The organism is Paraburkholderia sp. SIMBA_054 (assembly GCF_046534875.1).
Lineage (GTDB): Bacteria > Pseudomonadota > Gammaproteobacteria > Burkholderiales > Burkholderiaceae > Paraburkholderia > Paraburkholderia hospita.
Window position 1 is genome coordinate 1 of sequence record NZ_JAWRXV010000063.1, and the last position, 17,544, is coordinate 17,544.

Below are 17,544 nucleotides of genomic sequence, written 5' to 3' on the forward strand. Positions count from 1 at the left end.
GTGCCATCCGGCTGCTCGTCTGCAACGGGGAGTTTGATGACCCGCGCGTTTGCCCATAGCTCGACCAGCTTTTGCGGGAGATCGACCACCGGTAACGCGATGTCGATCTGTCCACTCGCAATCGCGCTTTGCGGCATCTCAGGATACTCGGCGTCGTCAGGAGTCTGGGCGAGCGCAATACCGCCGCACTCCTTGATACGGCCAATCCCCACCGTCCCGTCGCTGCCCGTGCCTGAAAGGATGATGCTCATGGCGCGCGCGCCATGCACGTCGGCGAGGCTACGGAAAAACCGGTCGATCGCCACTGGCGGACGACCCTGGCGTTCGGCCCGTGTCACCCGCAGATAACCATCCGCCATCGACAGTTCGTTGGACGGCGAGATCAGGTAGACGTGGTTCTTTTCAATCCTTGTTTGCTCGAGTACCTGCGTGACCGGCATCGCGGTGACGCGCTGGATCACTTCGTCGACGCGGCTCTCGTATTTCGGAGACAGGTGAAGCACGATGACGAACGCCATGTTCGCGTCGCGCGGCATCTGCTCAAAGAAATGCAAAAGCGCCTGGATGCCGCCCGCGGATGCGCCGATTCCGACCACCGGGAAGTCAAGCGTTGAAGGCCCACGGGCAGGGTGGCCAGCAGGCGAATCCGGTGATGTCTCAGTGGTCATAGCTTAAGGGAGATGCCCTCGATTTATCAGTTCGGTGTTCGCGCGAGCCAATAGTATGGAACGCCACACAGCGTGACACCGTGCGACCACGTACGCCGAATGCCTGCTGGCGGCTAAGCGAGGTCCAGCGACGGCTCGGCGACCGTTGACCATGGCGTCTCGCAATACACAGCGTAGTGTGCTAGTAGTGCAAGCGGCGTTCCCGGCGATAACCCGTTCGGGCAAGCGCGCAGTCGGACGCGATCCGCTGCAAGCACATCGCTACACCGGCAAACTAAAAATAGAACCTTCGTCCAGATGGCCACATCTCGGATCGGATTTCTACATCGTTCCACGAAGCCCATTCTTATATTGCCCGCAACATCACGCCTGCTCCTCGCGGGCACGCCCCCTGATTGCCATCGGCCTGTTGACAGGGACGCAGGGCCGGAATCTTCGACGTCGATTAGGTCCCGCCAACGTTGCCTTTTCCCGGACCGTATCAGCAAAGTGCTCCAGCGCCTCCGTCCCGTAGACGCTGCTGTATTCATGCCCGCCAATCCTGGCTTCCAGCAGGACGATTCCGCGCCGCAAATTGATAATCATTGAAAGGCCTCCTGGCCGCCCACAGAAGGGGGCGGCCAGGGTCTAGAGTTGGGATGCAACGCTCAACCGACCCGTTCAATGAAGTTTAGCGGATTGATCTGCACTCGAACAACGTCGTGATCGCCGTGATCGACGACCAGGATCGGGTGCTGTACTGCAAGCGCCTGACCAATGATCTCGGACTGATTCTGGCAGCGCTCGCGCCTTATCAGGCTGAGCTTGAGGGAGTGGTGGTGGAGGCGACGTTCAACTGGTCAATACCGCCGCGATCATGCACCGTCCAGATCGCGAAGGGCCGCTCAGATTAGCGCAATGAAAGTCAGACGTTACTGGGCAAATCGAAATGATCTGGCGCGCCTTTATAACCAATAGGCTTGTGACAGGAAATCGCGTACCTTGATGAGCCCTCGGCTTCGGCCGCTTCGGCGAAATCCCCGTCGGCGCCAAGCGCCCGTGTTTGGCCAGGCTGGTTGATGGCTGCCGTATACCGCCTGTTTTCTGCAGACGTGACGACTGACCGGATCAGCAAACAAGTCGGTCCAGCGTCAACGACGCGACTCCCATTGTTCGGCATCTGCCTCATGCACGGGACTTTCGGTTCCGCGTTTGCCCGCTTCGGCTTCGGCCTCCTGCGCGAAGTGCGTGAGATCGTCCTCGCTCAACGTTTCGTTCTCAAGCAAGGCCGCCGCAGCGCACCGAAGCACGGTGCGACGATTCCTCAGGATACCCAGCGCGCGTTCCAGCGCAGCCTGCACGAGACGGTGTACTTCCTCGTCGATGCGCTCCGCGGTCGCCTCGCTATAAGCGCGTTGGGGCTGCTCGAACGCCGGGGCATTCGGCCCGGCAAGGAACGAATGCGCGTCGTGTTCAAACGTCACCGGCCCCAGCCGCTCGGCCATTCCGTAGCGCGTCACCATTGCCCGGGCGATATCAGTAGTCCTCTGCAGGTCATCCGCCGCCCCTGTCGAGATGCGGTTGAAAACAAGCTGTTCCGCGGCCCGACCACCCAGAAGCACGGCCATCCTGTCTTCGAGTTCTTCGCGCCTCATCAAAAACCGGTCATCGGTCGGTCGCTGCATCGTATAGCCGAGCGCGCCAACGCCACGGGGAATGATCGATACCTTATGGACCCGCTCGTCGCCGCCCACGGTCAGCGCGACCAGAGCGTGGTCCATCTCGTGATAGGCGACGGTTTCGCGCTCCACGGACGACAATACACGGCTCTTTCGTACGAGTCCCGCAACCACGCGCTCGATCGCCTCCGTCACATCGCTTTCCTCGACGCGCTCGGCCTGGCGCCGCGTCGCGAGCAGCGCGGCCTCATTCATGACGTTCGCCAGGTCCGCGCCCGTCAAGCCCGGCGTCAGCGCCGCGATCCGCTGCGCCGAGACGTCCAGAGCCGTCCTGACCCGCTTCAGGTGCAGCCCGATGATCTGCGCGCGCTGCTCCTTGTCGGGGCGGTCGACGAGTACTTGCCGATCGAACCGGCCAGCCCGCAACAACGCCGGGTCGAGAATCTCAGGTCGGTTGGTCGCCGCAAGCAGCACTACGCCGAGGCGAGGATCAAAACCGTCGAGTTCGGCAAGAAGCTGGTTCAATGTCTGTTCCTTTTCGTCGTGTCCTCCCACGCCATACGCGCCGCGCGCCCGGCCCAGCGCGTCGAGTTCGTCGATGAATACGATGGCAGGCGCCTTGCTGCGCGCTTGCTGGAACAGGTCGCGCACGCGCGCCGCACCTACGCCGACGAACATTTCAACGAATTCGGCACCGGAGATCGAAAAGAACGGAACGCCGGCTTCGCCCGCAACGGCTCGCGCGAGCAGCGTCTTTCCCGTGCCGGGCGGGCCGACAAGCAACACCCCCTTCAGTACACGGGCACCGAGGCGGCCATAGCCGTCAGGGTCTTTCAGGAAGGCGATGATTTCCGCAAGCTCTTCCTTGACTTCGTCCGCGCCTGCCACATCGGCGATCGTCGTTTTCACGTCGGTCTCGACGTATACCTTGGCCCGTGACTGCCCGATCGCCAGGAGTCCGCCGCCCGTAACGAGGCGACCGGCGAACCGGCGAAAGACGAACGCCCAGAAAGCGATGAGTGCAAGTGTCGGCAAAAGCCACGAGAACAGCGTCGACGCGAACCCGTCCGGTTCCGCACCCGTGAACGAGGCGCCCCCGGCCTCGAACTCACGGGCGATGCTCTCCGGTACCGCCGTGCTCGAGATGACGGAGCGGCCGTTCGGCAAAGGCGTTCTGAGTTTTCCGATGAACTGCGAGCCATCGACCTCGACGGAAGCGACCTTGTGCTCGCGGACCATCGTACGGAACTCGCTGTACGGTACCGGCTGGACGGTCTGGTGCGTCGTCCACCAGCCGCGCAGCGCGAAGATCGCGATGAGGATGGCGGTCCAAAACCAGAGATGGGCCTGAAATTCGCGCCGCGACCGCTTGCGATCCGGGGAGGGAGCCGGATCTGCCGTACCCCGTTGCCGCCCGGGCCGCAAAGCGGGCGGGCGCCGCGATACGGGCGAATGGGACTTCGAAGACGTCGCCGGATCCGTGCTCATCGCGATCCTGCACCTCAGTGGCCAACCGTGGGAGGCCGACCCCACCCGCACATCATCAGCAAGGCGAGCCGGCACTTGCCGCGGAACTCAGCCGTTAACAGGAATGCGCCGCACGCGATTCTGCGCGTCGGGCCGTTTCGCCACGGTCACGGTCAGCACGCCACTGCGAAAATCGGCCGTGATCTTGTCGGGGTCGGCATCCGGGCTCAATTGCACCGAGCGCTCGAAGGTGCCCTGCCATCGCTCGCTGTACACCGCGCCCGTCGACGATCCCTTCTTCTCGCCGCGAATGGTGAGGATGTCGTTATTGACTGATATGTCCACGTCCTTCTGCTCCAGTCCCGGCAGTTCGGCCACGATCTGGATTTCCTTCTCGCTTTCGGTCAGTTCGATGTCCGGCCCGCCGAAAGACGAGCCAAACGATGATGCCCCGAAGCGCGAGGGCAGATCGAAGCTGCGGAAGAAATCATCGAAAAGACGGTTCATTTCGCGATGCAGCGCGAACACAGGATGCTCATCTTCGCGTTGACGCACGACTGGCGCATTACGGTTGCGGTTCCACCGAACCAGATTCCTGAGGTCCATTGTTTCCTCCTTTGCAGGCAGGCGAGCGACGTCCAGCGGCGAGCAGTCCGTCGTCCGTGATCTGCCGAAAAATGCCCATGCAGCATGTAATCCAACGCGACGGCCTGACGCGCCGCGACTGCGGCGCGGCAACCGTCACTGAGTCGTCGAGCAGCCCGCGTACCTACGCACGACGATGAGCGCCGTGCTGCGCCCAGCGCAATGACCTGGCGGGCTAACGTCTAACAGTCGCAAAAGTTCACTTCCGGTGAGGAAGCGTTCCGGCGGCGAGGTGCCCATTGTGTAGCCGGGTGGGAGCGCAGGCTCGGCTTATGCTGGGCACGTCCTGGATGGTCATTCGAGTGGCTTGCGCAGGCTCCCGTGCACGATGGTTCGTGGTGGCCGCGCTGGCAGCACTGGCTCATGGCGCATTCCGGCGACAGGATCGCGCCGCGCGCGATGACCGCCGGAGCGGTGCTTTGCGACGCACCCGGCACCTATGTATTCGAGCGTTAGGCGCCTGGAGCGGCGAGGACCTACGACGACGATCCTGAAACCGCCTGCCAGGCCCGCGAGGGTATGCGAAAGAGCCAGGCGCGTGCGCAGCGCGCCAGGAGGCAACAGATGTCGACCAACGATATGCCTGGGACGCCGTTCATCAACGGCACGCTTCTTACCGACCTGTATGAACTCACGATGCTACAGGTGTATTTCGAGCGCGGCATGAACGGGCTTGCCGTGTTCGAACTGTTTGTCCGGTCGCTACCGCCGCAGCGCAATTTTCTTGTCGCAGCGGGACTGGAACAGGCCATCGACTATCTGACGGGGCTACGTCTGCGCGACGAGGATCTCGCCTGGCTGCACCGGAGTGGACGATTCACCCCGGAATTCATCGCCTCGCTTGCGGATCTGCGCTTTACGGGGGACGTCGCCGCCTTGCCGGAAGGCTCGGTCTGTTTTCCGAACGAGCCGCTGCTTCAGGTCGCCGCGCCGCTGCGGGAGGCCCAACTGGTGGAAAGCCGGCTGCTCAACCTGCTTCATTACCAGACACTCGTTGCCAGCAAGGCTGCACGTTGCGTGCAGGCCGCCGCAGGCAAGCCTGTCATCGATTTTGGTCTGCGGCGGGCGCACGGGGCAGAAGCAGCGCTGCTGTCAGCACGCGCCAGCTATCTGGCAGGATTTGCCGGTACCGCGACGGTGTCGGCGAACGCGCGGTTCGGCATCCCGTTGTTCGGCACCATGGCACATTCTTTCGTGCAGGCGCATGACGATGAAGTGGATGCGTTCGAGGCGTTCGCCCGTGCGCAGGCCAGCAACACGCTGCTCATCGACACATATGACACCCGGGCCGCTGCCAGCAAGGTCGTCGAACTCGCCCACCGGCTGAAGGCCGACGGGGTCGAGATTCGCGGCGTGCGGATCGATAGCGGCGACCTCGACGAACACGCGCGGCGTGTGCGCGCCATTCTTGATGCGGGTGGACTGCAACAGACGCAGATCTTCGCAAGCGGGAACCTGGATGAATACCGGCTGGACGCATTGCAACAGCGCGGCGCACCGATCGACGCTTATGGCATCGGCACACACGTGGGCACATCGGCTGATGCACCGTATCTGGACTGCGTCTACAAGCTGCAGGAATATGCCGGACGGGCGCGTCGCAAACGCTCTGAGCACAAGGCCACGTGGCCTGGCCGAAAGCAGGTGTACCGGTACGTCGATAAAGGCGGCCACCTGCTGCACGACGTGCTCACCATCGCAACGGATCAACGGGACGGCATCGCGCTGCTCGAACCGGTCCTCACGGCGGGGCAGCGCATCCGGCCGCCGGTATCGCTCGATCAGGGTCGCGCGTATTGCCGCGCGCAGATCGAAACGCTGCCGGAGGCGCTACGCGTGCTGAGCCACAGAACGCCGTATCCCGTCATCATTGCTGAAGCGCTGCGTGAACTGACACGGAAGGTGGATACGCCGACACGATGCCGCATCTAGCGGAACAGCGGGATCGATCCGGGCCGATGGCAGCAGCCCTGGGAACGGATCTTGCGCGCGCATCAGATCGCGTCGCTGAAAATCGGGACATGCAGGTAACGCAACGCCGGCCGGTGTGCCATTGGCAGGCAACCGGATAGGGGCGAGACGGCCGGCCTGACGCAACCAACCTCGCTGTGCAATTTTGCGACCGTTCTCCGACTGTCAATCGGGCGGGGAAGCAAAACCGCTTTTCAAGGAGGTCAATGATGGAACTTCACATGCATTCTCATCATTTCACACGCCGCACGCCGGACTGGCGTGCCGCCGTCATCGGTGGCTGTGTGGCAGGTGCCGTGTTTCTGGTACTCGAGCTGCTCGCCGCATGGGCCATGGGACAGAGTCCATGGGGACCGCCGCGCATGATCGCGGCAATCGCCCTGGGACAAGGTACGTTGGCGCAGCCTGCCACGTTCGACCCTGGCATCGTGACGGCAGCGCTGGTCGTCCATTTTGTCCTGTCAATCGTGTTCGCGCTCATTCTGGTCGTGATCATGGCCCCGTTCAGCTTCGATTCAAGCGTTGGAATGGCCTCACTGGTGGGTGCTGTGTTCGGTCTCGCCGTATACCTGGTCAACTTCTACGTCATGACGCGCTGGTTTCCATGGTTTGCAGACGCCCGAGGCTGGATAAGTCTCATCGCCCACCTCGTGTTCGGCCTGGTAACGGCCGACACCTACCTGCGGCTGGAAAGGCGGGAGGACCGCGGGAAGGAACCCCGGAGGTCCGCATGAGCTGTTGTGCTCACGAGGACCGGTAACGGCCTGTTCGGCGCCGTGGTTCGATAGTGACACGCTACGCCCGAGGTCAGCTTAATGATCCCGGGCGCTTACAGGCGGTGATCATTCGGGAACCGGATCATGCCGGACCACTACAGGTACGCGGCGCAGCGACGCGCCTGGCGGGAATCCGAACGGGAACGCAGTGCGCCATCCGCATGCGATGGGCGAGACTTCTGCACGGCTCACCTGAAAACAGCTGCGGCCCTTCCCGCCATCCGCCGGGGCCAGCGCCTTCTCGTCTTCCCGAAGGTGACTAGCCACTGCGGCGGACTGCCGGCTCATAAAGTACCACAACCGGGATGCAGATCGTGCGCCCTTGATCCGCTTGTGCCCGCTTGTGCCCGTGCGGTCCAGCCAATCTTTTTATTCGGACTTATGGGTGGGCTTGTCTTTCTGGCTGGTCGATGCGAGTTCTTCAAGCTGTTTTTCGGTCATCGACTCATACATCGACTTCGCCGCACCCTTCAGTTCTGATTCGGGCTTCTCGCCCTTCTTTGCGGCCAGTGCCACGCCGGCAGCCATCTGTTGCGCTTTCGATTTCGCGGGCATTTGATCCTCCTGGAAATTTGGACGTGCGCGCCGAACTGGGTAATGGAGCGACTGCACGACCTTAACAGCAACCGATGTACCCGAATTCGCCCGAAGCGACATGCGGTACAGAATTTGCATCGGTAGTGACAGACGACCGGACCAGCAACTTTTTGAGCCGCCACGCTGAAGCGCATGAATACGTCTGATTAAAACGAAGGCAGCAGCTGGAAATTACTCAGGTGTCCTGTTGGTGCAGGTCACCGCAGCCCGCCGAAAACCGCGTGCAATCTGAGAGCCTTTTCTTGATGCCTTTTCTTGACTGGAGAGCACAATGGTCGACGCAACATTGGCTACGAGAATTCGCGCGCGGGCATACGAACTCTGGAAACTGGATGGCAGCCTGGAGGGTTGCGAGGACGAGTACTGGCGCATGGCGCGCGCCCAGGAACAGGAGATATCACAGCAGAAGCCTGCTCAAACCAGCGTCCCGGTGGACCTGGTTCGGGATGAACCCACCTGTCTGCGTTAGTGCCAAGGATGAACGTGAGCCACGCGCCGGATGGATCCCGCTCCCGTCGCGCCCGCGTCTGCCACCGCAGCGGACCAATGCGAGGGGGGCCGCGAGGTGCCGCCCTGACCACGGCGCCAACATTGCGTGAAGAGGTTGAGAGGACTGCGAACTGCACCGCCGCTCATGTCCGCAATGAATGACGGCGCCAGGGGCGAACGGGTCTTTCCGGATACCCGTTACGTGGGACGTCGTGCAGGGCGTTGTGCGCGTTTTGCCGCAGGGAGCGCGCCGGGAACGCTTGATGCGCAACCAGAACCAGCCAGCGCCAAGGCCGGGAGGAAAGCAGCAGGCATTATGACTACCGTAGCTGAATCAATGACGCGCGAGCCTGCCTGCGTCGCCCGCGTCCCTTCGGCAAAGGTGGTCTGGTCCTGAGGGACTGGCAGAGCAGTTCGCCCAGTACTTCGAGGCGGCCACGTATTCCGTTCATGGACTTTTCATTGTTGACAATGGTCGCCGCGCCCCGCCACCGGTCTCTTTTGAGCCGGGTCTACTGGACGAGATTCAGGGTCTCGACATCGAGGAACAGCGCCTGGCACTCGACAATGGGTACGACGTTTTTTCTGACGCGCTGAATCACCGTGGCATCAATATGGCGACGATCGCTGATATCCACGTTGACCGTGCTGGTGAAGCCCATGTCAACCGACCAGCCAACCTGGTCAGACCGCAGGCGACAGGCTCAAACACGCAACCTGGCCCGATCAAAGAGCAGCGATGAAGCAGATAGATTTGCCACAACGGATCGAGGAAATCGGACTGGGGCTTGCGCAACTTTTCGAATCCCTGAAACCCGCCTCCGTGACCAACTATGATGAGGGATCAATCTTTTTCTTTCACGTCTCGTGGGTGGTGGAGTCGCACCGAGATACGTCGCTCGACGCGCGTTGCGTCGTCACGATCAGATTCTCAGATCAGCAGATCCGCCGCTACGCAGCGATGGAGACCGCGAAGCGCAGGACTTTCCGTGACCGGCTATGCGCTTCAGTCAGAGCGCGCTTTACCGAGCAGCAGAATCCACCCGTGTTGCAGGGCGATTGTGCGATCGAGATGAACGTGGGAAGAGGCCCTGTTCGATATGCCGGAGCCACCATACCAGGCGCTCTAGCTGGCGTCCGGCTGCGCTTTCAACCGGATCTGCCGCCAAGATCGGGGTTCGCTGCAACATTGCGGCAGGCCGGGACCGGCAGATATCGATCGCGACAGATACACCTCATAACGGTGACCAGCACGCGCGCCGGGTTGTCTTTGCGTTCTTCCAGAACCACAGCCCATCCTGAATTTGCGAGGGCTCGTCTGGACGGTTGTGAATGAGCAATAGCCCGATCATCAGGGAGGCGACCGGCACCACCATTCAGGTGGAACCCTGAAAACCGACGCCGGTTTGGGTAAACGGCGATACAGCCTCGGCCGGCGGCCCCTGCGGTGGCGACCCGCCAGGTTATCAGATGGAGACTGTCAATGCCAGATAACATCGACCGCGACGCGTTGATCCGAAGCGCAGCCGACGAATGCATGACCCCCGACCAGCTCGACCAGTTCGTCGGAATCGGCGAGCAGGACCGCGGGGTCTACACGCGGTTCTACCGCTGTATTGCGAAGCGGATTCTACCCGCCGACCTCGAAGGACAGACAGCGGGTGCTGCCATTGGCGCCACTGATGGCATGGAACGCAGAGCGTTGCTACTTCATCTGGGCGACGTGATTGAGGCGATTGCCTGCGTCATGAAATGCGCCCACCGTTACAACACCATTGGCGAAGCCGTCCGGCAGGAAGAATCACTGATGACCTTTTCCATCTTGCAGGAGGTTGAGCCGGAGATGACGCCGCTGGAATTTGTGACGCGAGCTGCAGGCGCCTATTTTCTATGGCCCAAAGAATTGCTCGACGTGAGTCTGAACCGACGGTCGCTCGCCCATCTCGTTGAGCATGACCTCTTCGCCGACAACGAGCCGGGCTGGAAAGCCTACGTCAAACACCTGCGTGCGGACGTGCCGTGGTTTGGAAGGGGGGTCGGCGTTGAACATGAACCTGACCTTCCGTCACTCGGAGATCCGTCGCCGCCGGAACGTCCGTTCTGACGCGAGGCTCCGTTGCCGGCGGCGTTCATGGCATCGCCCATCAGGTCAGAACTTGGCTCGCCATAAACGCGCTGCCCACCACCGGGTGCGGGCCGATGGTGGCCGGTCCGATGGCGGGCCACAATCACGCGCCAGCGCCTGGGGCATTCGCGCTGCATCCGGTAATCCGGAAGCCGGATACTACGTCTCGTTAGCGCGTCCGCAATTGCAGAGGGACTTTCACCGTGCAGGTTGACACACCCGTCGGGAATTGTTGCGGAACCTTGCCTCCCGGCGCGGTGTGCCTTGTGTCTCCTGGCAAGCCCCTTGCTACCCGCTGTAGGCCGCCATGACAAGCCAGACGTCGCGTTCTCCATCGTTGACCTCCACGGCCAGCGCGTACGGGTCGTCCGGAGCGCAGCGCTGCGCCAGCACGTTCTGCGCAGCTTCGCCATTGTCCATCACGCATCCGGACAGGCGACGCACCTCCTGCTTTCCCTCGAACATTGTCTGGTCGCGATAGACAAGCCGTTCATGCTTCCACGTACTGAAGCAGTCCTGCACGTGCTGGAAATCGCCCCCGCAAATGTTCATCTGGTAACGAATGAGCGGTTCCATACCCACCTCCGTATGCGGAAAATCTCCTTTCTTGACTACCTCGTGCCGGCTGTCGCACCTGCGCACGCCGCCCCTCTACTGACTCGCACCCGAAGCGGGTGCCATGTTCGCCGGACCGCCCGCAGCAGCCCCAGACAACCCCATTGCCCCGCTGCTGCCGGTGTCGCCGCTGCTGTTGTCGGCCCGTTTGCAGCCTGCGGCGCCCAGCGTCGCCAGCGCGATCAGGGCGCCCGCCAAAAAAGTCTTCGCGTTCGTCTTCATCGGTCGCTCTCCCAAATTTCCAGCCTTGATGCATTTCCATTCGCATCCTCTGTACCAGGACATGCCTGCGCAAACGCGCCGTCATCGATGACAAGCGGCTGTTTCGTCCAGAAGGTCTGGCTCAAAGGAAACCGAGCGGCAAGGAAACCATGACCCGCAGGGTTCATTGTGCGAAGGGCACGGCAGCCCGCCTGCCGGCGACGCCGCCGTCGCGCTCATTGACCCATGCAATGGCCGATTGGCCCGCGGACTCGATGGCCTCGTTTTCGTTGTCAAAGCAGGCAAGACTGCGCTCAATGTGCATTTCAGTGTCGACGTCATCGTCAGCGAGGCACGCACCACTCGCGCGTGCGCGAAGAATTTTCCAAACGAATAATCTGGCGTCGCGCTGTGATCCGAAGCGGGCACAGACTCGCGGCGGCGATTCAACTGTCGTGGGGGCACCCGCCGCTCCGAACGCTCAGGGACATGCTGATCGGCGTGACGAATTTCTTTCGTGACCGCGAGGCGTTCGAGGCGCTCAAGCGGTAGGTCATGCCCCGCATCTGCGACGCGAAGGACAGACGACAAAATACAACAGCCATGCGAAACCATAAGCGCGGAGGGCCGCTGGCATGCGCCGAGGTGATGATTGGCGATCCTGTGGGACGTTGGAAGCACGGCTGCATGATGCCTGCCGACCGTCTTGCGGGCCTGGTCCTGGAACGGCTAATGCTGCTCCGCAAAGGCGACACACCGGCGCGACTGCCGCCGGGTCAGCGATACCGGAGGCTTGATGTCATCGGACCCGCCAATCCCTGATCAGCGCGTTATCCCCGACGCCCCCAATCCCGGCGTACCGGACGACGTCCCCGACACCGGCATGCCCGAACCGGAACCGGATCAGACGCCCGACAGCGAGGAGGGCGAACTCCCCGTCGTCGCATGCATCACCTGTCGCGTCCATGTATAACTTGCATCGCCTTGTAAAGATTAATCACGCGATTGCCTGCCTTCGCTGCACCGACCGCCAGAGGGAGTAGCGCCTTGACCACAGCAATGATGCTATTGACACGTGCCGATTCGCGAATCCCGGTGACGAGCAGGATCTGATGAGCGGGACGATGAAATATGGTCGGCAGAATCGCGCCGGTGTGCCTCCACGCTGTCCCCGGATCGAAGGCGAATGGGGTTCGCGCGAACTGGTCCGGAATGGTCGTGCCAAAACTGCGCACGAGACTGACGAGGTAGCCCGACCAGGCGATCGCGATGATCGTGGCACCGATGCAGTATTCGAGAATCAGGTCCCAGCTGATGCAGACGATCGCGAAGGCGAACAGCGCGCCGATGCGTTGGCCCACGAGGTCGATGATCGCCGTCGTGATCGACGGGGGTGCGAAAGCGCGGATGGGCATCGGGGTGCTGACGCTGCGACGCACGCAGCCGGACCTCGAACGCGCATTCAGAACGCCCGCAGTCTACGCCGTTGCGCCGCTGGGCGCGCTCGCGACGGTGGGGCGGCTGATGTTCGGGTTGCCAGGCGACACCTGGCTGCGCCTCGTCAGCTGGATGGCAAACGGCATCGTCATCTATTTTTCATACAGCATTCGCTGTAGCACCCTACGCGGCGAATCAGCGCGGATGTCCCGGGCATTTTCGCGCACCGAGCAGGTATCGGTCTGGACAGGCGCACCGTACCGCCCTCTCCAGTGCCGGTTGCGAATTGAATCCGGAGTTCGACCATGACCCTGAATGTCGCACAGAAGCTGATCCAGTCTCACCTGGTCCACGGTGGCATGAAACCGGGCGAGGAGATTGGCATTTCGATTGATCAGACGCTGACCCAGGATGCCACCGGTACGGTGGTGATGCTGGAGCTGGAGGCCATGGGACTCGATCGGGCAAGGACCGAGGTGAGCGTGCAGTACGTCGACCACAATCTGTTTCAGGAAGACTACAGAAATCCCGACGATCACCTCTTCCTGCGCAGTGCCGCCCAGCGTTTCGGCCTGTGGTATTCGCGACCCGGCAATGGTGTGAGCCATCCGTGTCATCAGGAAAACTTCGGCAAGCCGGGCAAGACGCTGCTCGGCTCCGACAGTCACACACCCGCCGGTGGCGCCATCGGTATGCTGGCGATTGGCGCGGGTGGTCTCGAGGTGGCCCTGGCCATCGCCGGCGAACCGTTCTTCACGCGCATGCCGCAGATCTGGGGTGTAAGGCTCACAGGCCATCTGCCCGACTGGGTCAGCGTCAAGGACGTGATTCTCGAGATGCTGCGTCGCCACGGTGTGGACGGCGGTGTCGGCCGGATCATCGAATACTACGGTCCGGGGCTGGATACGCTCAGTGCAATGGACCGGCATGTGCTCGCCAACATGGGTGCTGAACTGGGTGCAACCACCACGGTGTTTCCCTCCGGCGAAGAGGTTCGGCGTTTCCTGCGCGCATGGAATCGTGAAGCGGACTGGGCTGAAGTGCTCGCCGATCCGGGCGCGACCTACGATATTCACGATGAAATCGATCTTGCCGGCCTGGAGCCGCTGATCGCGATGCCGTCGAGCCCGGACAACGTGTGCCCGGTGCGGGAAGTCGCGGGCGAGCCGATCTATCAGGCGTACATTGGTTCATCGGCCAATCCCGGCTACCGCGACTTCGCCGTCGCAGCGACGATGGTTCGCAACCGGCCTGCCCACGAGCGTGTGTCGTTCGATGTCAATCCCACCTCCCGCGCACAACTCGAAACGCTGGTGCGTGACGGGCACGTTGCGAGCCTGCTCCATGCCGGCGCACGATTGCATCAGGCCGGCTGCAACAGCTGTATCGGCATGGGTCAGGCGCCCGCCACAAACGGCTTGTCGCTGCGCACCGTGCCGCGCAATTTTCCCGGACGCTCCGGCACGCGCGAGGACCGGGTGTGTCTCGTCAGTCCCGAGACGGCGACCGCTTCCGCGATCACCGGTGTCATCACCGATCCGCGTACGCTCGGCATGCCGTGGCCACGCATCGTGGACCCCGACGACCCGATCGTCCACCACGACATGTTTGTGCCGCCCTTGCCACCCGAAATGGCATCGGGCGTGGCCCTTGTAAAAGGGCCGAATATCGCCTCGTTACCCGCCCTTGAGCCGCTGCCGGACGTGATCGAGGCGCCGGTGCTGCTCAAGGTCGAGGACAACGTGTCGACTGATGAAATCATGCCGGCCGGCGCGCAGGTGCTGCCGTTTCGCAGCAACATTCCAGCGATTGCCGGATTTGCCTTTGAACGGATCGATCCGACCTACGCCGCCCGCGCCAGGCAGGTGGCCGGCCACATCGTTGTCGGTGGGTCCAATTACGGGCAAGGTTCGAGCCGTGAACATGCTGCGCTGGCGCCGCGCTTTCTCGAATTGCGCGCGGTCGTGGCGAAGAGCTTTGCCCGCATCCATGCGCAGAATCTGGTCAATTTCGGCGTGCTGCCCCTGGTCTTCAGCCGTCCCGAAGACTATGACGATATCCATACGGCGGATGTCCTGCGGCTCGATGATGTTCGGCGTGCGCTCGCCGAAGGTGACCACCTGACGATCGTGAACGTGACCCGGGACAGGACGCTTGAAGTGCATCACTTCATGTCGCCGCGACAGGTTGAATACGTGTTGCGCGGAGGACTGGTGAACTGGATGAAAGAACGACTGTCCCGCTGCGTCGGCTCCCAGCACGCTTGATTGCTTCGCCCAATCCGGGGTTCGGAATGTGTACATCAGCAACCGACGCGCGGATCCGGCTATCTCCGGACGATCCCGCCGTACAGGTGGTGTCGGCACGGTACGGCGGCCCTGACGCTGTACCTTACCGCCTCAAGGTGCGGGCGGCGTCGCATTGTCTGAGAATCGTCGCGGTCTGGCAGGTCCTTGGCGTGACCCGCCTGATCGCACTGCCATGGGTTCTGGATGCGTGCTTTTATCCAGAACTGGTGGTCTCCAAGAAAGGCGTGCGATGAGAACTGGCGGTTGCGCAGGATCGCCGGCCATCATGGTACATCATGGTGGCGAAAGCACTGATTTGGCAGTCCCCGGAGTCACGAAAAAAGGAGTCTTTCAATGCAAACCTCCCGTCGTCGTTTCATGATTTTCACGGCATCGCTCGCCTCGGGTGCGATGCTTCACAACGAGTCACATGCAGATGCCCCTGTACTCCCGGAAAGCGATCCCACCGCCCTGGGGCTCGGTTACAAAACGGACGCCGCTCGGGTAGACAAGGCGAAATTTCCGAAATACCAGGCGGGTCAGACGTGCGCCAACTGTCAGCTTTTCCAGGGCAAGCCAGGTGATGCCATGGGTCCCTGCACGATCTATGGCGGCAAGCTGGTCAACGCCAAGGGATGGTGTAGCGCATATGTGAAAAAAGCCTGAGTCAGTTGGTTCGTGACGCATTGCATGCGTATTCCACGGCGATTACGTGGCGTCCGTTCATTACGTTGCTTCGATTGTGCAGTTCGGTCTCATCGGATCTGGCCGATCACGTTCCTGGCCACTGCGTCCGGCTTGATAATCGACAGGGTACGTTCTATCGCCATAAGAACTGGAACTCCATAAAATATATGATCAATTGAAGACTTTAGCGCGGGCAACGCGGCATAGGAACGCGACGGACCCGAAGAAGGCTGACAAGGGTACGATCCGTGCCGACTTCGCCGACAGCATCGACGCGAACGCAGTCCATGGCTCGGACGCAGCGGAAACGGCACGCATCGAAATCGCGTTCTTCTTCCGGAAATCAATGTCTACTCGCGCCTATCCAGGTAGTCGCCTCGTAGGCCAGTAGGCAAATTTGGATTACCGTCAAATGTCTTGCAAACGGTAGATTGGTATCGTTTCATGTCGCCCCCGGGACACCGATCGGCCGATGCGCAGCGTAATAAATTTGGCCATATCAGTGGAGCTTCGCGGGGAGCACCATGTATTTTCGATGCCGACGCAGGCGGGGCCCACATATTGCTCAAACCCGCGCCAGTGCCGCTCTTTCTGACGACGGTGGCGGCGTTGTGCGCAAAGCGTCCATGACGAGGGTGAGCTATGTGTCGATCCAGCATCGTCGGGTAGGCCGTTTACGTTGCGCCTGGCGGTATCGGGCGCGCAGAAAACGCATGCGCCTTGCAGTGGTTGAACATGTTGTCCTCCCCTCGGGACGGTGCTTACGCATGGGCGAACAGAATGCCGGACTTCGCGGTCACAGAAGCCTGAATAATGGCGCCGTTCCGGCTCGCCGAAAACCGGACGGCGTCCGCGTGTTATCCCCGGCGCACGTAGTGGTCCGATACGACGTTGCGTCGATGGATCCACGCAATGGCCAGTTCCATCGCCTGATCCCGGGCTTCCTGCTCTCCGGCAAAATCGCCCTCGACGCCAAGCGTGCGGATCTCGCCCTCCCGATCCGTGACCATGGCGGCAGCAGTATAGCGTCCACCTTCTGTGATCGTAATGACCGGCCGGATCACGCATCCCCCGTACGGGGTAGCATCTTCCGTTTGCATGGTCGCCTCCCAGTAACAAAAAGAAACGCCGCGAGGTTAAATTGCAATCGATCATCAATTCGGCGCAAGAATCGCGCCGGAAGCTCCAACGGAAAAATGCATGAAAGTCAAAGACACCCCTGCGTACTGCAGCTCTCAAGGAATCTCGTGAACTTACCTGTTACCGGCCTCGTGACCTTCGACGCCGAGAGACACGATGTCCAGGATGTACTCCAGGGCCTCAGTCTCGGAAAGACCGCCGTTAAGAAGCGGTTCGATGCTCAGGTGTTTCGGCGGATGAAGGCCTCCCGGCCTTCCCGGTGGAGGTTGGACCATGATCGAGGCCTCGGCCTTAGCCGCGACTAGCATCACGACAATCTGATGACCGCGCACAATTTTTCTTCTGTTCGGGGCGTCCATGGCTGTCTCCTGAGCGGGTATTCGAGGATCGTAGCATGCCCTGGCGCCCATCGACCTACTGCCCGAGAACCCTCTTCGCTTCAGCCTCGGCGAGGGCTAGAGCTTCGGCTTCCGTGGGCATCGGCCGGCCGCAACCGCGGCCCGTGGTCTGGCCGACGATGGTTCCGTGGCGCTTTGTCTGGACGCGAATGTAGCCTTTAAACATGCCGCCAGGAGCGGGCATAACGCAAGCCTCGACGGTCTTATCTCCCTTCGATTCTTTGAACGCCATACGTCCTCCGTAGTTGAATGCTATCAGTCATTACAGGGCGGCTTTTCCTTGGTCAATCCCCTCTGCAGTCCAGCTTTGGACAGCGCCGTGCGGCGCGAGCCCACAAGGCAGCTGTCGTCTAGTCTGATAGGCTTGCCGGTGCATACGTCG

21 protein-coding genes and 2 pseudogenes are annotated in these 17,544 nt (G+C 61.6%); 11 read left to right on the plus strand and 12 right to left on the minus strand.

The window, feature by feature from the left end:
* The coding region (locus SB822_RS44355; RefSeq protein WP_410857598.1) for a chemotaxis protein CheB at window positions 1-596 on the minus strand (596 nt) is incomplete at its 3' end.
* A 435-nt stretch (window positions 597-1,031) separates the two neighbouring features.
* Complete coding sequence (locus tag SB822_RS44360; protein WP_410857599.1) at window positions 1,032-1,253, minus strand: hypothetical protein; 222 nt, start codon at window positions 1,251-1,253, stop codon at window positions 1,032-1,034.
* A 116-nt stretch (window positions 1,254-1,369) separates the two neighbouring features.
* On the opposite strand from SB822_RS44360, the gene SB822_RS44365 reads away from it, so the two are divergent.
* Entirely contained in the window at window positions 1,370-1,561 is a 192-nt protein-coding gene (locus SB822_RS44365; RefSeq protein ID WP_410857600.1) for a hypothetical protein, read from the plus strand.
* Between the two features lie 237 nt (window positions 1,562-1,798).
* Here the strand turns inward: SB822_RS44365 and ftsH are convergent, their stop codons facing one another.
* Window positions 1,799-3,814: an ATP-dependent zinc metalloprotease FtsH gene (gene ftsH / locus SB822_RS44370; protein WP_410857601.1), complete on the minus strand. Its 2,016-nt coding sequence runs from the start codon at window positions 3,812-3,814 to the stop codon at window positions 1,799-1,801.
* An 87-nt stretch (window positions 3,815-3,901) separates the two neighbouring features.
* Complete coding sequence (locus SB822_RS44375; protein ID WP_410857602.1) at window positions 3,902-4,399, minus strand: Hsp20/alpha crystallin family protein; 498 nt, start codon at window positions 4,397-4,399, stop codon at window positions 3,902-3,904.
* A gap of 618 nt (window positions 4,400-5,017) precedes the next feature.
* Here SB822_RS44375 and SB822_RS44380 point away from each other — a divergent pair.
* Together SB822_RS44380 and SB822_RS44385 are read left to right on the plus strand one after the other, a co-directional pair.
* Window positions 5,018-6,370 (plus strand): nicotinate phosphoribosyltransferase, encoded by a 1,353-nt coding sequence (locus SB822_RS44380; protein WP_410857653.1) that lies wholly within the window; start codon window positions 5,018-5,020, stop codon window positions 6,368-6,370.
* A 248-nt stretch (window positions 6,371-6,618) separates the two neighbouring features.
* Window positions 6,619-7,143 (plus strand): hypothetical protein, encoded by a 525-nt coding sequence (locus SB822_RS44385; protein WP_410857654.1) that lies wholly within the window; start codon window positions 6,619-6,621, stop codon window positions 7,141-7,143.
* A gap of 411 nt (window positions 7,144-7,554) precedes the next feature.
* Here the strand turns inward: SB822_RS44385 and SB822_RS44390 are convergent, their stop codons facing one another.
* Window positions 7,555-7,740, minus strand: coding sequence for a DUF3008 family protein (locus tag SB822_RS44390; protein WP_410857603.1), 186 nt, complete (start codon window positions 7,738-7,740; stop codon window positions 7,555-7,557).
* Window positions 7,741-8,053: 313 nt separating this feature from the next.
* Here SB822_RS44390 and SB822_RS44395 point away from each other — a divergent pair, with 313 nt between their 5' ends.
* Complete coding sequence (locus tag SB822_RS44395; RefSeq protein WP_410857604.1) at window positions 8,054-8,251, plus strand: DUF2934 domain-containing protein; 198 nt, start codon at window positions 8,054-8,056, stop codon at window positions 8,249-8,251.
* Between the two features lie 532 nt (window positions 8,252-8,783).
* Here SB822_RS44395 and SB822_RS44400 read toward each other — a convergent pair.
* Window positions 8,784-8,933 (minus strand): hypothetical protein, encoded by a 150-nt coding sequence (locus SB822_RS44400; RefSeq protein WP_410857605.1) that lies wholly within the window; start codon window positions 8,931-8,933, stop codon window positions 8,784-8,786.
* Window positions 8,934-9,010: 77 nt separating this feature from the next.
* On the opposite strand from SB822_RS44400, the gene SB822_RS44405 reads away from it, so the two are divergent.
* Entirely contained in the window at window positions 9,011-9,607 is a 597-nt protein-coding gene (locus SB822_RS44405) for a DUF3022 domain-containing protein (RefSeq protein WP_410857606.1), read from the plus strand.
* Window positions 9,608-9,754: 147 nt separating this feature from the next.
* A complete protein-coding gene (locus tag SB822_RS44410; RefSeq protein WP_410857607.1) occupies window positions 9,755-10,375 on the plus strand; it encodes a hypothetical protein in 621 nt (206 codons plus the stop codon).
* Window positions 10,376-10,684: 309 nt separating this feature from the next.
* On the opposite strand, the gene SB822_RS44415 is transcribed toward SB822_RS44410, so the two are convergent.
* Window positions 10,685-10,972 carry a hypothetical protein gene (locus SB822_RS44415; protein ID WP_410857608.1) on the minus strand — a complete coding sequence of 96 codons (288 nt, stop codon included), beginning with the start codon at window positions 10,970-10,972 and terminating at the stop codon, window positions 10,685-10,687.
* Window positions 10,973-11,075: 103 nt separating this feature from the next.
* Here SB822_RS44415 and SB822_RS44420 point away from each other — a divergent pair, with 103 nt between their 5' ends.
* On the plus strand, window positions 11,076-11,324 hold the full coding sequence (locus SB822_RS44420; protein WP_410857609.1) for a hypothetical protein: 249 nt from the start codon (window positions 11,076-11,078) through the stop codon (window positions 11,322-11,324).
* A gap of 838 nt (window positions 11,325-12,162) precedes the next feature.
* Here the strand turns inward: SB822_RS44420 and SB822_RS44425 are convergent.
* Window positions 12,163-12,573, minus strand: coding sequence for a hypothetical protein (locus tag SB822_RS44425; RefSeq protein ID WP_410857610.1), 411 nt, complete (start codon window positions 12,571-12,573; stop codon window positions 12,163-12,165).
* A gap of 7 nt (window positions 12,574-12,580) precedes the next feature.
* Between SB822_RS44425 and SB822_RS44430 the strand changes: the two genes are divergently transcribed.
* From SB822_RS44430 to SB822_RS44440, 3 genes are all read left to right on the plus strand, one after another.
* A complete protein-coding gene (locus SB822_RS44430) occupies window positions 12,581-12,958 on the plus strand; it encodes an amino acid permease C-terminal domain-containing protein (protein ID WP_410857611.1) in 378 nt (125 codons plus the stop codon).
* Window positions 12,955-14,916, plus strand: coding sequence for an aconitate hydratase (locus SB822_RS44435; RefSeq protein ID WP_410857612.1), 1,962 nt, complete (start codon window positions 12,955-12,957; stop codon window positions 14,914-14,916). Before SB822_RS44430 ends, SB822_RS44435 begins: the two co-directional genes overlap by 4 nt.
* 375 nt (window positions 14,917-15,291) lie before the next feature.
* Window positions 15,292-15,603, plus strand: coding sequence for a high-potential iron-sulfur protein (locus tag SB822_RS44440; protein ID WP_410857613.1), 312 nt, complete (start codon window positions 15,292-15,294; stop codon window positions 15,601-15,603).
* Window positions 15,604-15,698: 95 nt separating this feature from the next.
* On the opposite strand, the pseudogene SB822_RS44445 reads toward SB822_RS44440, so the two are convergent.
* Window positions 15,699-15,767 (minus strand): annotated as a pseudogene (locus tag SB822_RS44445) (nucleoside diphosphate kinase); the annotation flags it as partial.
* A 68-nt stretch (window positions 15,768-15,835) separates the two neighbouring features.
* Between SB822_RS44445 and SB822_RS44450 the strand changes: the two are divergent.
* Window positions 15,836-15,996: pseudogene (locus tag SB822_RS44450) on the plus strand (nucleoside-diphosphate kinase); the annotation flags it as partial.
* A gap of 485 nt (window positions 15,997-16,481) precedes the next feature.
* Here the strand turns inward: SB822_RS44450 and SB822_RS44455 are convergent.
* The 3 genes from SB822_RS44455 to SB822_RS44465 all read right to left on the minus strand — a co-directional run bounded on the left by SB822_RS44455 (window position 16,482) and on the right by SB822_RS44465 (window position 17,394).
* A complete protein-coding gene (locus SB822_RS44455) occupies window positions 16,482-16,724 on the minus strand; it encodes a hypothetical protein (protein ID WP_410857614.1) in 243 nt (80 codons plus the stop codon).
* Between the two features lie 153 nt (window positions 16,725-16,877).
* Window positions 16,878-17,123 carry a hypothetical protein gene (locus tag SB822_RS44460; RefSeq protein ID WP_410857615.1) on the minus strand — a complete coding sequence of 82 codons (246 nt, stop codon included), beginning with the start codon at window positions 17,121-17,123 and terminating at the stop codon, window positions 16,878-16,880.
* Window positions 17,124-17,178: 55 nt separating this feature from the next.
* Window positions 17,179-17,394, minus strand: coding sequence for a hypothetical protein (locus tag SB822_RS44465; protein WP_410857616.1), 216 nt, complete (start codon window positions 17,392-17,394; stop codon window positions 17,179-17,181).
* Between the last annotated feature and the right edge of the window lie 150 nt (window positions 17,395-17,544).

Coding starts and splice junctions, on each gene's coding strand:
- SB822_RS44360 (WP_410857599.1), bottom strand. CDS start 1,253: ATGATTATCAATTTGCGGCGCGGAATCGTCCTGCTGGAAGCCAGGATT.
- ftsH (WP_410857601.1), bottom strand. CDS start 3,814: ATGAGCACGGATCCGGCGACGTCTTCGAAGTCCCATTCGCCCGTATCG.
- SB822_RS44375 (WP_410857602.1), bottom strand. CDS start 4,399: ATGGACCTCAGGAATCTGGTTCGGTGGAACCGCAACCGTAATGCGCCA.
- SB822_RS44380 (WP_410857653.1), top strand. CDS start 5,018: ATGCCTGGGACGCCGTTCATCAACGGCACGCTTCTTACCGACCTGTAT.
- SB822_RS44385 (WP_410857654.1), top strand. CDS start 6,619: ATGGAACTTCACATGCATTCTCATCATTTCACACGCCGCACGCCGGAC.
- SB822_RS44390 (WP_410857603.1), bottom strand. CDS start 7,740: ATGCCCGCGAAATCGAAAGCGCAACAGATGGCTGCCGGCGTGGCACTG.
- SB822_RS44395 (WP_410857604.1), top strand. CDS start 8,054: ATGGTCGACGCAACATTGGCTACGAGAATTCGCGCGCGGGCATACGAA.
- SB822_RS44400 (WP_410857605.1), bottom strand. CDS start 8,933: ATGGGCTTCACCAGCACGGTCAACGTGGATATCAGCGATCGTCGCCAT.
- SB822_RS44405 (WP_410857606.1), top strand. CDS start 9,011: ATGAAGCAGATAGATTTGCCACAACGGATCGAGGAAATCGGACTGGGG.
- SB822_RS44410 (WP_410857607.1), top strand. CDS start 9,755: ATGCCAGATAACATCGACCGCGACGCGTTGATCCGAAGCGCAGCCGAC.
- SB822_RS44415 (WP_410857608.1), bottom strand. CDS start 10,972: ATGGAACCGCTCATTCGTTACCAGATGAACATTTGCGGGGGCGATTTC.
- SB822_RS44420 (WP_410857609.1), top strand. CDS start 11,076: ATGTTCGCCGGACCGCCCGCAGCAGCCCCAGACAACCCCATTGCCCCG.
- SB822_RS44430 (WP_410857611.1), top strand. CDS start 12,581: ATGATCGCCGTCGTGATCGACGGGGGTGCGAAAGCGCGGATGGGCATC.
- SB822_RS44435 (WP_410857612.1), top strand. CDS start 12,955: ATGACCCTGAATGTCGCACAGAAGCTGATCCAGTCTCACCTGGTCCAC.
- SB822_RS44440 (WP_410857613.1), top strand. CDS start 15,292: ATGCAAACCTCCCGTCGTCGTTTCATGATTTTCACGGCATCGCTCGCC.
- SB822_RS44455 (WP_410857614.1), bottom strand. CDS start 16,724: ATGCAAACGGAAGATGCTACCCCGTACGGGGGATGCGTGATCCGGCCG.
- SB822_RS44460 (WP_410857615.1), bottom strand. CDS start 17,123: ATGGACGCCCCGAACAGAAGAAAAATTGTGCGCGGTCATCAGATTGTC.
- SB822_RS44465 (WP_410857616.1), bottom strand. CDS start 17,394: ATGGCGTTCAAAGAATCGAAGGGAGATAAGACCGTCGAGGCTTGCGTT.